The sequence below is a fragment of the Hydrogenophaga sp. genome, assembly GCF_031426985.1.
Taxonomy (GTDB): Bacteria; Pseudomonadota; Gammaproteobacteria; order Burkholderiales; family Burkholderiaceae_C; genus Hydrogenophaga.
Map to the genome: position 1 here is coordinate 14,769 of NZ_JASJOY010000002.1, position 14,239 is coordinate 29,007.

The 14,239-nt window shown below is 69.6% G+C and carries 13 protein-coding genes and 1 pseudogene; 1 reads left to right on the forward strand and 13 read right to left on the reverse strand.

From position 1 onward, the window contains the following. Positions 1–9: 9 nt before the first annotated feature. The gene (locus RMP09_RS00085; RefSeq protein WP_310563967.1) at positions 10–1,296 is read right to left on the reverse strand and encodes an efflux RND transporter periplasmic adaptor subunit; all 1,287 of its coding nucleotides are present in this window, start codon (positions 1,294–1,296) and stop codon (positions 10–12) included. A 197-nt stretch (positions 1,297–1,493) separates the two neighbouring features. Here RMP09_RS00085 and RMP09_RS00090 point away from each other — a divergent pair. Further along, positions 1,494–2,075 (forward strand): annotated as a pseudogene (locus RMP09_RS00090) (TetR family transcriptional regulator); the annotation flags it as partial. A 22-nt stretch (positions 2,076–2,097) separates the two neighbouring features. On the opposite strand, the gene RMP09_RS00095 reads toward RMP09_RS00090, so the two are convergent. The 12 genes from RMP09_RS00095 to RMP09_RS00150 all read right to left on the reverse strand — a co-directional run. Continuing rightward, positions 2,098–2,460: a Na+/H+ antiporter subunit G gene (locus tag RMP09_RS00095; RefSeq protein ID WP_310563968.1), complete on the reverse strand. Its 363-nt coding sequence runs from the start codon at positions 2,458–2,460 to the stop codon at positions 2,098–2,100. 4 nt (positions 2,461–2,464) lie between these two features. Further along, complete coding sequence (locus tag RMP09_RS00100; RefSeq protein WP_310563969.1) at positions 2,465–2,740, reverse strand: K+/H+ antiporter subunit F; 276 nt, start codon at positions 2,738–2,740, stop codon at positions 2,465–2,467. Beyond that, the gene (locus RMP09_RS00105; RefSeq protein WP_310563970.1) at positions 2,737–3,264 is read right to left on the reverse strand and encodes a Na+/H+ antiporter subunit E; all 528 of its coding nucleotides are present in this window, start codon (positions 3,262–3,264) and stop codon (positions 2,737–2,739) included. Before RMP09_RS00105 ends, RMP09_RS00100 begins: the two co-directional genes overlap by 4 nt. After that, positions 3,261–4,892: a monovalent cation/H+ antiporter subunit D gene (locus RMP09_RS00110; RefSeq protein ID WP_310563971.1), complete on the reverse strand. Its 1,632-nt coding sequence runs from the start codon at positions 4,890–4,892 to the stop codon at positions 3,261–3,263. The genes RMP09_RS00105 and RMP09_RS00110 overlap by 4 nt, the downstream gene beginning before the upstream one ends. Beyond that, positions 4,889–5,227, reverse strand: coding sequence for a Na+/H+ antiporter subunit C (locus RMP09_RS00115; RefSeq protein ID WP_310563978.1), 339 nt, complete (start codon positions 5,225–5,227; stop codon positions 4,889–4,891). The genes RMP09_RS00110 and RMP09_RS00115 overlap by 4 nt, the downstream gene beginning before the upstream one ends. 2 nt (positions 5,228–5,229) lie before the next feature. Further along, positions 5,230–8,058 (reverse strand): monovalent cation/H+ antiporter subunit A, encoded by a 2,829-nt coding sequence (locus tag RMP09_RS00120; protein WP_310563972.1) that lies wholly within the window; start codon positions 8,056–8,058, stop codon positions 5,230–5,232. Between the two features lie 148 nt (positions 8,059–8,206). Beyond that, positions 8,207–9,397 (reverse strand): MFS transporter, encoded by a 1,191-nt coding sequence (locus RMP09_RS00125; protein WP_310563973.1) that lies wholly within the window; start codon positions 9,395–9,397, stop codon positions 8,207–8,209. Continuing rightward, on the reverse strand, positions 9,394–10,923 hold the full coding sequence (rmuC, locus tag RMP09_RS00130; RefSeq protein WP_310563974.1) for a DNA recombination protein RmuC: 1,530 nt from the start codon (positions 10,921–10,923) through the stop codon (positions 9,394–9,396). The genes RMP09_RS00125 and rmuC overlap by 4 nt, the downstream gene beginning before the upstream one ends. Next, entirely contained in the window at positions 10,920–11,903 is a 984-nt protein-coding gene (locus RMP09_RS00135; protein ID WP_310563979.1) for a D-glycerate dehydrogenase, read from the reverse strand. Before RMP09_RS00135 ends, rmuC begins: the two co-directional genes overlap by 4 nt. Positions 11,904–11,950: 47 nt before the next feature. After that, positions 11,951–13,366 (reverse strand): sodium:proton antiporter, encoded by a 1,416-nt coding sequence (locus RMP09_RS00140; RefSeq protein ID WP_310563975.1) that lies wholly within the window; start codon positions 13,364–13,366, stop codon positions 11,951–11,953. A 164-nt stretch (positions 13,367–13,530) separates the two neighbouring features. Then, positions 13,531–13,878: an FKBP-type peptidyl-prolyl cis-trans isomerase gene (locus tag RMP09_RS00145; protein WP_310563976.1), complete on the reverse strand. Its 348-nt coding sequence runs from the start codon at positions 13,876–13,878 to the stop codon at positions 13,531–13,533. 38 nt (positions 13,879–13,916) lie between these two features. After that, a partial coding sequence (locus tag RMP09_RS00150) for a nitroreductase (RefSeq protein ID WP_310563977.1) occupies positions 13,917–14,239 on the reverse strand: 323 nt, incomplete at its 5' end.

Genomic DNA, 14,239 nt, shown 5'->3' on the forward strand with positions numbered 1-14,239 from the left:
GGGCGCTCCTTACTTGGCTGCGGGAGCGGAGGCCGGCGCCGAGGCGGCAGCGGCAGCGGGTGCCGTGGCAGCCGGCTTGGCTTCCGCGGCCGCAGCGGCGGCCGGGGCCGCGCCCGCCGGCGTCCAGGGCACGGCCTTCACCGGCGTGCCCGGCGGCATCATCTGCAGCTTCTGGAAGCCATCGACCATGACCTGCTCGCCGGCCTTCAGGCCGTCGAGCACGACCCAGCGGCCGCCCTGCTGGCCGCCGATCTTGACCGGGCGCTTCTCGATCTTGCCGTCGGCGCCCACCACCGACACCGTGTCGCCCTGCGCCGTGCGCGTGACGGCCTGTTGCGGCAGCGTGATGGCGTCGCTGGCCACGGCCTGCTCCAGCCGCACCCGCACGTACAGGCCCGGCAGCAGCGCGCCGCCGGGGTTGGGCACCTCGGCGCGCAACGTGACCTGGCCAGTCGTGGCATCCACCGTTAGGTCCGAGAACAGCAGCTTGCCGGGCTTGGCGTATTCGCTGCCGTCGTCCAGCACCACGCGCACCGCGGCCGAACCGCCCCCCGCGCCCTTGAGCTGGCCGGCGGCCATGGCGCGCTTGAGCTTCATGGCCTCGGTGGCCGACTGGGTGAAGTTCACGTACAGCGGGTCCACCTGCTGGATGGTGGCCAGCGCCGTCACCTCGCCCTGCCCCACCAGCGCACCTTCGGTCACCAGCGCCCGGCCGATGCGGCCCGAGATCGGCGCCGTCACGCTGGCGTAGTTGAGGTTGATGCCCGCGGTCTGCACCGCCGCCTTGGCCGCGGCCACGTCGGCCTCGGCGGTCTTCTGCGCCGCAATGGCGGCGGTGTAGTCCTGCTGGCTGATGGCCTTGGCCGCCATCAGCGGCTGGTAACGCTCGACCACGGCGGTCGCGTTGGCCAGGCTGGCCTGCGCTCGCGCCAGGCTGGCCTGCGCGCTGCTCAGGCTGGCCTGGTAAGGCGCGGCGTCGATGCGGAACAGCGGCTGACCGGCCTTGACGTCGCTGCCTTCTTTGAACAGGCGCTGCTGCAGGATGCCGGCCGCCCGGGCGCGCACCTGCGCCACCCGCGAAGCTTCCAGCCGGCCCGGCAGTTCGGTCTGCAGGCCCACGTCACCCGGCTGCACGGTCACCACGCCCACTTCGGGTGCGGGCATGCCACCGCCTGGTGCGCCCCCCGCGGCCGGTGCTGACGACTGCCCGCACGCGACCAGCGCCGCCACCAGCGGCAACAACAAGAGAGGACGCCGCCAGGCAAAGGCGGAAGAAAGGGTTTGTGCGTTGGGCATGCGGACCTCGTGCGGGGAAAACGGACGAAAAAGAGACAACAAAATGCGGCGCGACAGAGCCAGGGCCGCCAAGACTTGCACAGGCATGCAAGCCACAGGCCATGGTGGGCACAAGACCCTTCCGTCGGGGTTGGCAGTATACATACACACATGAATGTATGTATATTCGTGGGGTTTCTTCTTTCATGAGCACAACCATGGTCCGCCGCACCAAAGCCGATGCCGAAGCCACCCGATCCGCCCTGCTTGATGCTGCCGAACAACTGTTTCAGGCGCGTGGCGTTTCGCGCACCTCGCTCAACGACATCGCGATCGCCGCCGGCACCACGCGCGGCGCCATCTACTGGCACTTCAAGGACAAGGCCGATCTGTTCAACGGCATGATGGAGCGCGTCACCTTTCCGATGGAGCAGGCGCTCTCCACGCCCCAGGCGCTGGAGACGCCGCTGCAGCAGGTGCGGACCTCGGTGCTCACCGCCCTGCGGCGAACCGCCAGCGACGAACAGGCGCGCCGGGTGTTCGAGATTGCGACCCAGCAGGTCGAATACAACGGCGAGATGCTGGCGGTGCGCGAACGCAAGCTGCGCTGGTGCGACGAGTACCTGCATTACCTGACCCAGCAGCTCGACGCGGCGGCGGCCGACGCCGGCATCACGCTGCGGACCGGGACACGCACGGCGGCACTGGGCCTCAAGGCCATCCTCACCGGGCTGCTGGACGCCTGGCTGTTCGACCCCGGCGATTTCGACCTGGTCCAGGTCGGCACCGCGGTGATGGACAGCTATCTGGTAGGTCTGGGCTTCAGCCCTGGTCCGGGTCCCGACGCGGTGCCGAAGGCGGCAAGTCCGCGGGCTGCGGCGCGCGCGACGGCAGCCGCAGGTGCAGCGCCGCCTGCGCCAGCAGGTTCGCCGACACCGGCGCGGTCACGAAAACGAACAGCGTGATCAGCAGCTCGGCGAGGCCGGGGCTCCCCTGCGCCCAGCCCAGCAGCAGCGACGCCAGCAGCACACCGCCCACCCCCAGGGTGGACGACTTGGTCGGCGCGTGCAGGCGCATGTAGAAGTCGGGCAGGCGCACCATGCCGATGGCGCCGACCAGCAGGAAAAAGGCGCCGACCACGATCAGGATCGCGGCGGCCCATTCGATGAGCGGGTTCAATGGCATCGCATCACTCCACCACGTCGCCACGGCTGAGGTAGCGCGCCAGCGCCACCGTGCCGACGAACCCCAGCAGCGCCACGATCAGCGCCGCCTCGAACAGCAGCGCCGTCTGCCAGCGCAGCCCCAGCATGACGACCAGCGCCACCAGGCTCAGGTACAGGGTGTCCAGCGCCAGCACGCGGTCGGCGATGGTGGGGCCGCGCAGCAGGCGCCAGCCGCACAGCAGCACGCTCAGCGCCACGGCACCGATGCCGATGGTCAGTCCGGTGTGCAACACGTTCATGCCCTGCCCTCCCCGTCCAGCCCGAAGGTGGCCAGCAGCGGCGCTTCGTAGCGCGCCTTCATGTCGGCCACCATGCCCGCCGCGTCGTCGCAGTTCAGCGCGTGCACCCAGATGCAACGGGCGTCTTCGTCCACCACGGCCGAGACGGTGCCCGGCGTCATGGTGATGATGCTGGCGAACAGGGCGTTCACCCGGTGGTGGTCACAGGCCAGCGGCACCCGCAGCCAGGCCGGTTGCGGCCGGCTCATGGGGCCCAGCACCAGGCGCGCGACGGTGATGTTGGACAGCACGATGTCCCACAGCACGACCAGGGTCAGCCGGATCGCGGCGCCCCAGCGGATCGGCCCGCCCACGTGCAGCACCCCCCGCAGCAGGCGCGGCACGATCAGCCCGAGCAGGGCCGCGGACAGCAGGTGCACCGGCTCCAGGCTGCGCGACAGCGCCAGCCAGCTGGCGGCCAGCAGCAGCGAGAGCACCGGGTGGTCGAACCAGCCCAGACGGCGGTCGAGGGTATCGGACTTCATGGTTGTTTCTCCTGTGCGGGGGCGGCGCGCTGGCCGTCGTAGGGGCGCGTGCTGGACGGTGCATCGGCCCCCAGCACGGCGCGCACGTAGTCGGCGTTGACCGACAACTGCGCCGCGGCGGCATCGGTGTAGCGTTTGACCGGCGCGGCCAGCACCGCCAGCGCCACCGTCAGCGCCATGAAGGCCCAGACCGGGGCCAGCAGGCGCGCGCTGCTGCCCGAGGCGCCTTCGTCCACCGCCGGCTGCACGTGCCAGAACACGATCACGCCCGCGCGCGCCAAGCCGACGATGGTGAGGAAGCCCACCACCAGCACCACGCTCCAGACCCAGGCCTGCGCGGCCAGGCCGCTGCTGGCCTGCAACACCATGAGCTTGCCCAGGAAGCCCGGCAGCGGCGGCAGACCGGCGGCCGACGCGGCACCAAACAGCAGCATCACGCCCAGCAGCACCGGCTCGCGCACCGCATGGGCGGGCTGCAGCCGGTCCACCGACTCGCCGCGCTGCGCAGCGATCAGCTCCACCAGCAGGAACAGCCCGGCGATGACGAGGGTGCTGTGCAGCGTGTAGTACAGCGCGGCCGACAACGCGCCGGGCGTGAACAGCCCCACCGCCGCCAGGATGGTGCCGACCGAGGACACCGTGAGGTAGGCCACCAGCCGGCCCAGGCTGCGCGCGGCCAGTGCGCCCAGCACGCCCAGCGCGCTGGTGCTCAGGGCCAGGGGCAGCAGCCAGTCGGCCACGGTGAGCGCGGCGTTGCCAGCCCCGGCGCCATAGAGCTGCCAGTGCACGCGCACGATGCTGTAGACCCCCACCTTGGTCATGATGGCGAACAGCGCCGCCACCGGCGCGCTGGCCGCGGCGTAGGTACCGGGCAGCCAGAAGTACAGCGGCAGCATGGCGGCCTTCAGGCCGAACACCACCAGCAGCACCAGCGCCGCCGCTTTCGCGAACAGCAAGGTATCGCCCTGCAACAGCGCCAGGCGCTGGCCCACGTCGGCCATGTTCAGCGTGCCGGTGGCGGCGTAGACCAGCGACAGGCCGATCAGGAACAGCCCCGAGGCCACCAGGTTGAGCACCACGTAGTGCACGCCCATGCGAAAGCGCTCGCGCCCCTGGCCGTGCACCAGCAGCACGTACGACGCGATCAGCAGCACCTCGAAGAACACAAACAGGTTGAACAGGTCGCCGGTGAGGAAGGCGCCACTCAGCCCCATGAGCTGGAACTGGAAGATGGCGTGGAAGTAGCGCCCGCGACCGTCCCAGCCGCAGCTGGCGTACCTGAGCACCGGCAGCGCCACCCCGTAGGTCAGCAGCACCATGAGCGCCGAGAGCCGGTCCACCACCATCACGATGCCGAACGGCGCCGGCCACTCGCCCAGGCGGTAGACCAGCAGCTCGCCACCGGCCGCGTGCTGCACCAGGCCCGCGGCCATCAACAGGCCCAGCGCCGTGGACAGCAGCGCAAGGCGTCGGCGCCAGCGCAGCGGCGCGTCGTCGTGCGCCCCGCCCTGCCCGGCCATGCCGCCCTGATCGCCGATCAGCAAGAGCACCACCGCCGTCAGCATGGGCAGCACCACCGACAGCACCGGGGCGTGCTGCAGCCAGAGGCTGTAGAGCGCGCCCGTCATGCGCGCGGCCCTTCGGGTTCGTGACCATCCACATGGTCGCTGCCGCTTTCGTGGCGGCTGCGCAGCGCCAGTTCGACCACGAAGCCGGTGGTGGCAAAACCGATCACGATGGCGGTGAGCACCAGCGCCTGCGGCAGCGGGTCGGCCACCGGACCAGCGCCCACCAGCACCGGCGCGGCGTTGCTCCACAACCGGCCCATGAGGAAGATGAACACGTTGACCGCGTAACCGAACAGCGACAGCCCCAGCACCACCGGAAAACTGCGCCCGCGCAGCAGGAGGTAGAGGCCGGTGGCGGTGACCATGCCCACGCCGGTGGCGAGAAGAAATTCCATGCTCATGGGATGCTCCGGTCGGATGGGGCAGCGGGCGCCTCGCGTGAGGCCTGGCCCAGCACCGAGATGGTCAGCAGCGTGCCGCCCACGACGACGAGGTACACGCCCAGGTCGAACAGCGCGGCCGTGGCCAGCGGCAGTTCACCGAGCAGCGGCACCTGGGGGTGGCCATGCGCGCTGGTCAGGAAGGGGCGCCCCAGCACGAAGGCGCCGACCCCGGTGAGGCCTGCGATGCCCAGGCCGCTGCCGATCCAGCGCACAAAACGGCGCCCACCGCCCGCGCGCAGGAAGCGCTCGGCCCGCACCTGCCCGAGCGACATGAACTGCAGCACCAGCGCCACGGCGGTGATCAGGCCGGCGATGAAGCCCCCGCCCGGTAGGTTGTGGCCGCGCATGAAGATGTGGAGGCTGAACACCAGCGCCAGCGGCAGCACCACCGAGGCGGCCACCCGCAGCAGCAGCGGCTGCTGCGCAAAGGTCCACGGCCGGCCGTCGAGATCGGCCGCCGGGCGGCGCGTGCGCATGCCGTCCATGAGCGCAAGCACGCCGATGGCGGCGATGCCCAGCACCGTGATCTCGCCCATGGTGTCGTAGCCGCGGAAGTCCACCAGGATCACGTTGACCACGTTGGTGCCACCGCCTTTGGCCAGCGACTCCTGCAGGAAGTACCACGAAATGGACGACTGGTCGCGCGTGAGCACCAGCCAGGTGATGACCGACATGGCCCCGCCACCGGCCAGCGCCAGCAGCGCGTGCAGGCCCTTGCGCAGGGCCGGCGTCTCTTTCGGGCTGGTCTGCGGCAGCAGGGCCAGGCCCATGAGCAGCAGCACCGTGGAGACGATGTCCACCGACAGCTGGGTCAGCGCCAGGTCGGGCGCCGAGAAGCCCAGGAAGGTCAGCGAGGCCGCCACGCCCACCACGCCGACCAGCACCACCGCCACAAAGCGCTGGTGGTGCGTGCGCACGATGGCCACGCAGGTGAGCAGCACCAGCGCCCACATGGCCCAGGCCAGCGGCGTGGCGGGCATCTGCGGCCGGGCACCGGTGGTGATGCCGCTGCCCATGAAAGGCGGGGCCGCCAGCACCAGCGCGGCCAGCAGCAGCCAGCCCACGTAGCGCTGCAGCGACCCGGTTTCCAGGCGCTGCGTGATGCGGCCCGACAGACCGAACAGCCGGTCGATCAGGCCTTCGAAGATCGCACGGCCGGTGGCGGCACCGAACCAGTCTTCGGAACTGATGCGGTGCAGGCGCTTCGCCTTCGCGAGCCACAGGTACAGGCCCACACCCACGGCCAGCGCGATGGCGCTCATGAGCAGCGGCAGGTTGAAACCGTGCCAGAGGGCGAGGTGGTAGTCGGGCAGGGCCTGGCCCGCCAGCGCGGTGGCGGCCACGTGCACCAGCGGCCCGAAGGTGATGGCCGGCAGCAGGCCGACGACGACGCACACGACCACCAGCAGCAGGGCTGGCAGCGTCATGCCCAGCGGCGGCTCATGGGGATGCTTGTTGGGGACCTCGCCCAGTGCACCGTTGAAGTAGGTGTCGTGCACGAAGCGCAGCGAATAGGCGACGCTGAACACACCCGCCAGGGTCACCAGCGCCGGCACCAGCCAGGCGTAGGCACCGCTGGTGCCCACCACCGCTTCGGTGAAAAACATTTCTTTGGACAAAAAACCGTTGGTCAGCGGCACGCCGGCCATGGACGCGGCCGCCACCATGGACAGCGTGGCCGTCCAGGGCATGAACTTCCACAGCCCCCCCAGCTGGCGCATGTCGCGCGAATGGGTCTCGTGGTCCACGATGCCGGCGATCATGAACAGCGAGGCCTTGAACGCCGCGTGGTTGAGCACGTGGAACACGGCGGCCACGCCGGCCAGCGGTGAACCCAGGCCGATCAGGAACACGATCAGCCCCAGGTGGCTGACGGTCGAATAGGCCAGCAGGCCCTTGAGGTCGTGCTTGAAGAGCGCGATGAAGGCGGCGAACAGCACCGTGGTCAGGCCCACCGCGCTGACGATGGCCTCGAAATGCCCGGTGCCCGCAAGCACCGGGTGCATGCGCATGAGCAGGAACACACCGGCCTTGACCATGGTGGCCGAGTGCAGGTAGGCCGAGACCGGCGTAGGCGCGGCCATGGCGTCGGGCAGCCAGAAGTGGAACGGAAACTGCGCGCTCTTGGTGAAGGCGCCCAGCAGGATCAGCAGCAGCGCGGGCACGAAGCGCGGATCGGCCTGGATGGCCGCCACGTTCGCGGCCATCGCGCTGAGTTCGTGGGTGCCGGCGATCTGCCCTAGCAGCACCAAGCCGCCCAGCATGGCCAGGCCACCACCACCGGTGACGGCCAGCGCCTGGCGGGCGCCAGCGCGCGCGTCGGCGCGGTGGCTCCAGAAGCCGATCAGCAGGAAGGACGAGATGCTGGTCAGCTCCCAGAACACCACCAGCAACAGCAGGTTGTCCGACAGCACCACGCCCAGCATGGCGGCCATGAACAGCATCATGAAGCTGTAGAACTTGCCGGCCGAGTCCTCGGGCGCCAGGTAATAGGCCGCGTACAGCACGATGAGCAGGCCGATGAACAGGATCAGCCCGGCGAACATCAGGGACAGGCCGTCGAGCCGGAACGTCAGGTTCAGCCCGATCTCGGGCACCCAGGGCCAGGCATTCATGACCGTCTGACCGGCGAACACCTGGGGCGCCAGCGACAGCAGCACGGCGAGTGCCGACGCCGTGACCCCGCCGGCGACCACGGCGGTCAAGGTGCGGGACTTTGTACCGAGCCAGGCGGTGGCCACGGTCCCGAACAGCAGCGGCAACAAAACGATCAACAAGAGCACGGCGCTTCCTTCGGGTGAGGGGGCATTCTAGGAGGCGGAGCGGCAGACGGACCCTCGGCTGCCACACGCGACAAACCGGCCTTCTGCCGCGCAACCTCTCAGGGAACCCGCAGGGCACCGGGAGCGCCGAGGGCATGGCGCCCACCGCTCAAGGGTGGCTCAAAGGCGGCGGCGGGGTCGACAACGCGGCCTGCCGGCGCATGCGCCAGGCCAGGTGCGAGCCGCCGCCGACCACCGCACCGACGACCCAGAACACACCCCCCACCCCCACCAGCACCCCCGCCGAGCCGAACAGCAGCGGCATCACCACGCTGGACCCGTTGATGGCCATGGAACGCAGCCCCAGGGCCTCGCCGTGCCGGTGCTTGGGGGTGATCTGGTGCAGGGTGCTCATCACCATGGGCTGCACCGAGCCCAGGGCAAAGCCCAGCAGCACCGACAGCAGGGCCATGGCCCAGGCGGTGTGCACCAGCGGGTACAGGCCAAACAGCAGCGCGGTGCTGACCATGGCACTGCCGATCACCGTGCCCTCGTGCAGGCGCGCGGCCAGCCAGGGCATGAGCAGGCGGACGGCGGTGGCCGCGAGCGCGAACGCACCCAGGATGGAGCCGATCACCGTGGCCGACAGCCCGCGCTCGTGCCCCAGCACCGGCACCAGAAACGTGTGCACATCCCAGCAGGACGCGAGCATCCAGTTGATCAGCATCAGGTGGCGAAACGGCCGGTCGCGCAGCAGGTTCCACGACGAGCCGCTGCGCTGCGGTGCCCCGGTGCTCGCGACCGGGTGCTCGGGCACACCACGCACCCACCACCAGGCCAGCGAGGGCAACAGCGCCAGCAGCAGATACGCCGCGCGAAAGCCGCTGGCGTCGATCAGCAACCCCGCCAGGAACGGCCCCAGAAAGTTCGAGATGGACGGCCCGATGGCCACCCAGCTGAACACCTGGCGCAGTTCGGTGGCATCGGCCGCCAGATGCCCCACGTGGCGCTGCAGCGCGATCATGGCCACGCACACGGCGGCGCCGCTGCTCAGCGCCGTGACGCACAGCACCACAAAGTGCGGCCAGGCCACCGCCAGCAAGCCGCCGGCCGTGCCCACGGCACTGGCCAGCACAAACGGTTTGAACAGGCCGTGGCGTTCGGCATAGCGCCCGGCGGGCAGGGCCAGAAACACCTGGGCCAGCGCGAACAAGGCCAGCAGCACACCCACGGCCGCCGCGCTGTACCCCTCGCGCAGCGCCATCAGCGGCGCCGCCATGCGAAAGCCGGTCATGCACGCGTGCACACACACCTGAGCGCCGATCAGGCGCGCCAGCGCGCGGCGGGTGCCGGGTTTCAAGTGCGGTCTGCCTCGGGCACGTCCAGGGAATCGGCCGGCAGCAAGGCCTGCGCCCGGTCCTGCGGCAGCGCTTCCACCGTCTTCAGGGCGCGGCCCATGGCGCGGCTGCGGGTTTCGGCGGCGTCCAGGGTGTTGAGCACGGTCTGGGTCTGGTTCTTGACCTTGGCCAGCACGTCGCCAAACTTGCCGAACTCGGTCTTGACCGCGCCCAGCACCTGCCACACCTCGCTGCTGCGCTTCTCCAGCGCCAGCGTGCGAAAGCCCATCTGCAGCGCGTTGAGCATGGCCATCAGCGTGGTCGGGCCGGTCAGCGTGACGCGGTGCTCGCGCTGCAGCGTCTCCATCAGCCCCGGGCGGCGCAGCACCTCGGCGTACAGGCCTTCGGTGGGCAAAAACAGGATGGCGAAGTCGGTGGTGTGCGGCGGCTCCAGGTACTTCTCGGCCATGCTCTTGGCTTCGAGCTTGATGCGCTGCTCCAGCCCGCGCGCGGCCAGCTCGGCGCCTTCGGCATCGGCGCGCTGCTGCGCGTCCAGCAGGCGCTCGTAATCTTCGTTCGGAAACTTGGCGTCGATCGGCAGCCAGCACGGCGCACCGTCGTCGCCACGCCCCGGCAGGCGCACCGCGAAGTCCACCATGTTGCGGCTGCCCGGACGCGTGGCCACCTGGGTGGCGTACTGCTCGGGCGAAAACACCTGCTCCAGCAGCGCGCCCAGCTGGGCTTCACCGAACATGCCGCGCGTCTTCACATTGCTCAGCAGGTGCTTGAGGTCGCCCACGCCCTGCGCCAGGTTCTGCATCTCGCCCAGGCCCTTGTGCACCTGCTCCAGCCGTTCGGCCACCTGCTTGAAGCTCTCGCCCAGCCGGGTCTCCAGCGTGCTTTGCAGCTTCTCGTCCACGGTGGCGCGCATCTCGTCGAGCTTGGCGGCGTTGCTGGTCTGCAGCTGGGTGATCTGCGCTTCCAGCGTGGCGCGCATCTCGCCCAGGCGGCGCTCGTTGCTCTCCATCAGGGCCTTGAGCTGCTGCGTCAGCGTGTCGCCCAGGGTGCCGCGCAGCTGCACCAGCTGCTGGGCAAAGGCATCGATCTGTGCGTTCTGCGTGCGCGTGGCCTCCTGCGCCTGCTGGCTCATGCCCAGGCTGATGGACTGCAGCTGCTGGGTCAGCGTGTCGCCCAGCGTGCCGCGCAGCGCCAGCAGCTGCTGGGCAAAGGCGTCGAGCTGGCTGCTCTGGGTGCGGGTGGCCTCGGCGTCCTGGCGGGTGATGGTTTCCTGGAAGGTGGCCAGGGTCTGCTGGATCTCCTGCCGGCCGGTGCGCGCGCTATCGCCCAGCTCGCGGCGCAGCTCGCTTTCCACCCGCTCGATGCGCTGCTGCGTGGCCTGCCCCTGCTGCTGCAGGGTGCCCAGCAGCTGCTGGCGCTGCGCGGCTTCTTCGGCGCTGACCGGCGGGCGGCGCAGCAACAGCCAGAGCAGCAGCAGCGCATGGACCAGGCCCAGCGCCAGCAGGATGAAGATCCACACGGCGTCGCTCATGCGCTGATCACCTGCGGGTTCAGCGGCGTCAGTGCCCGGCCCTCGGTCAGGAAGGCGATCAGGTTGTCGGCCGCCAGCGTGGCCATGGCCGTGCGCGTGGGGATGGTGGCGCTGGCGATGTGCGGCGTGAGCACCACGTTGGGCACGGTCAGCAGCGCGGGGTTGACGGTGGGCTCGCCCTCGAACACGTCCAGCCCGGCGGCGGCGATGCGCCGTTCGCGCAGCGCGGCGACCAGCGCGTTCTCGTCAACGATGCCGCCGCGCGCGATGTTCACGAGAGTGGCCGTCGGCTTCATGCGCGCGAGCTCGGCGGCGCCCACCGTGTGGTGCGCCGCCGGCGTGTAGGGCAGCACCAGCACCAGGTGGTCGGCCTGCTCGAACAGCGCGTCCTTGCCCACGTAGCGGGCCTGGCAGGCCGCTTCCTTGTCGGGTTCCAGCCGGGACCGGTTGTGGTAGATCACCTGCATGCCGAAGCCCAGCGCACCGCGGCGCGCGATGGCCTGGCCGATGCGGCCCATGCCCAGAATGCCCAGCGTGCTGCCGTGCACCTCGGCCCCGGCGAACAGGTCCAGCGACCATTCCTTCCATTGCCCGGCGCGCAGGAAATGTTCGCTCTCGGTCACGCGGCGCGCGGTGGCCATGAGCAGCGCAAAACCGAAGTCGGCCGTGGTCTCGGTCAGCACGTCGGGGGCGTTGGTGCCCAGCACACCGGCCGCCGTCATGGCCGGCAGGTCGAAGTTGTTGAACCCCACCGCGAGGTTGGCCACGATCTTGAGCTGCGGGCAGGCCGCCAGCAGCGCCGCGTCGATGCGCTCGCCCCCCGTGGTCAGCACCCCGACCTTGCCCTGCAGCCGCTCCACCAGCTGCGACGGGGACCAGACCACACCAGGCGGTGCGGCCTCGACCTCAAAATGCTGGCGGAGCTTGTGCTCCACCTCGGGAAAAACGGCTCGGGCGATCAGGATGGCGGGGCGCGCAATGGTCATGCGCCGATGGTAATCGCCACCCTGGGCCCGGCGCTGTCAGCTCACGCGAAGAACAGCCAGGTCATGAGGGCAAACAGCGGCACCAGGATGCCGAAGGACCAGGCCATGTAGCCAAAGAAACTGGGCATCTTCACGCCACGGTCCTCGGCAATGGCCTTGACCATCAGGTTGGGCGCGTTGCCGATGTAGCTGTTGGCCCCCATGAACACCGCGCCGGCCGAAATGGCCACCAGCGTCGGCGCCAGCGTGGTCATCAGCAGCTGTGCGTCGCCACCAGCGGTGTTGAAGAACACCAGGTAGGTCGGCGCGTTGTCCAGGAAAGAACTCAGGATGCCGGTGGCCCAGAAGTACATGGCCGGGTTGGGCGTGCCGTCCGGGTTGGTGACCGCGCGCACGACGGCGCCGAACGGGCCGTCCACACCGGCCTTGAGCATGGCGATGACCGGGATGATGGTCAGGAAGATCCCGGCAAACAGCTTGGCGACTTCCTGCATCGGGCCCCAGCTGAACTGGTTGTCGGCGTGCACCCCGCTGGGCGTGAGCTGCAGCGACGCCACGGTGATGGCGAGCAGGCCGAGGTCGCGCAGGAGGCCGGGCAGGCCGACTTCGGTGCCGGCGATGTGGAACCCCACGTCCGACTTCCACAGGCCACTCATCAGCACCAGGCCCACCACCCCGACGAGCAGCAGGAAATTGATGCTGCCGTCGAAGCCGAACCCGCGGTCGTCGGGCGTCGGGTCCATGGGCCGGACCTCTTCCCGCTTGTGGTAGTACCACCAGTCCAGCGCATAGAACAGCGCCAGCAGCACGCCGACCAGGAACGCTGTCTCGGGCAGGATGTGGACCAGCGTCCAGCTGAACTCCACGCCCTTGAGGAAGCCCAGGAACAGCGGCGGGTCGCCCAGCGGCGTGAGCGAGCCGCCGGCGTTGGAAACGATGAAGATGAAGAACACCACCACGTGCGCCATGTGCTTGCGGTTGTCGTTGGCGCGGATGAGCGGGCGGATCAGCAGCATCGAGGCGCCGGTGGTGCCCATCAGGCTGGCCAGCAGCGCACCCATGGCCAGGATGCCGGTGTTCAGCGCCGGACTGCCGTGCAGGTTGCCCTTGATGTAGATGCCGCCGGCCACCGTGAACAGGGCCGTCAGCAGGATGATGAAGGGGATGTACTCGGCCAGCAGCGCGTGCACCACCCCCGCCCCCGCCGCCCCGGGGCCGAACACGAAGGCGAACGGCAGCAGGAAAGCCAGGGCCCAGGCCGCCGCGACTTTGCCGAAGTGGTGGTGCCAGAAGATGGGCGCCACCAGCGGCATGACGGCGATGGACAGCAGGATGCCCGCAAACGGGACGCCCCAGAGCACCGAGAGGTCGGCGCCGTTGAGCTCCGAAGCGTGCGACAACACGGGCAGCAGGCCACCGGCCAGCGCCAGCAGGCGGGGAAGAAGGGGCTTGTTCAAGTCTTGTCTCCAGCGAGCGGCCGCGCAGCGAGGCGCGGGCTCATGTTTTTTCGAGGCGCATGGCGCCGCTTCCGGCGGCAGCCGCAGCACCGGCGGGACCGGGCGGCGGGCGGCGCCCCCTTGCAGGGGCGCGGTGACGCGAAGTGGCGCGGGAACGGGGAGGGTCAGACCGCCAGCAGGTCCACTTCGAACAGCAGCGTGGCGTTGGGCGGGATCACGCCGCCAGCGCCACGGGCACCGTAGCCCAGTGCGGCGGGGATGACCAGGCGGCGCGTGCCGCCGACCTTCATGCCTTGCACGCCTTCGTCCCAGCCCTTGATGACGTGACCGGCGCCGAGCGGGAATTCAAAAGGCTGGCCGCGGTCCTTGCTGGAGTCGAACTTGCTGCCCTGCACGCCGTCGTTGAACAGCCAGCCGGTGTAGTGCACCTGAACGGGGCGGCCGGCTTTGGCTTCGTCGCCGTTGCCAACCACGGTGTCTTCGTACTGCAGGCCGCTGGGGGTGGTGATCATGTGATGTCCTTCGAATGGATGGGAAACAAAGGCAGCGATTATTCCAGCCAATGCGTGAAGCTGGCGACGGTCTCGCGCGGCGTGTGGAAACCGTTGACCGGATCGGCCGGATCGGCGTAGCCCAGCGCCATGCCGCAGACCAGCAGTTCGTTCTCGCCCGCGCCGATGTGCGGCAGGATGATCTTGGCAAAACCGTTCCACGCGGCCTGCGGGCAGGTGTGCAGGCCGTGCCCGCGCGCGGCCACCATGATGCTCTGCAGGAACATACCGTAGTCCACCAGCGAACCGCGGCCCATGACCTTGTCCAGCGTGAACATCAGGCCCACCGGTGCGTCGAAGAACTTGAAATTGCGCTGGTGCT

What these genes read in the sequence shown, in the direction of transcription:
- RMP09_RS00085 (WP_310563967.1), bottom strand. Translation starts at nt 1,296, where the DNA reads ATGCCCAACGCACAAACCCTTTCTTCCGCCTTTGCCTGGCGGCGTCCT.
- RMP09_RS00095 (WP_310563968.1), bottom strand. Translation starts at nt 2,460, where the DNA reads ATGCCATTGAACCCGCTCATCGAATGGGCCGCCGCGATCCTGATCGTG.
- RMP09_RS00100 (WP_310563969.1), bottom strand. Translation starts at nt 2,740, where the DNA reads ATGAACGTGTTGCACACCGGACTGACCATCGGCATCGGTGCCGTGGCG.
- RMP09_RS00105 (WP_310563970.1), bottom strand. Translation starts at nt 3,264, where the DNA reads ATGAAGTCCGATACCCTCGACCGCCGTCTGGGCTGGTTCGACCACCCG.
- RMP09_RS00110 (WP_310563971.1), bottom strand. Translation starts at nt 4,892, where the DNA reads ATGACGGGCGCGCTCTACAGCCTCTGGCTGCAGCACGCCCCGGTGCTG.
- RMP09_RS00115 (WP_310563978.1), bottom strand. Translation starts at nt 5,227, where the DNA reads ATGGAATTTCTTCTCGCCACCGGCGTGGGCATGGTCACCGCCACCGGC.
- rmuC (WP_310563974.1), bottom strand. Translation starts at nt 10,923, where the DNA reads ATGAGCGACGCCGTGTGGATCTTCATCCTGCTGGCGCTGGGCCTGGTC.
- RMP09_RS00145 (WP_310563976.1), bottom strand. Translation starts at nt 13,878, where the DNA reads ATGATCACCACCCCCAGCGGCCTGCAGTACGAAGACACCGTGGTTGGC.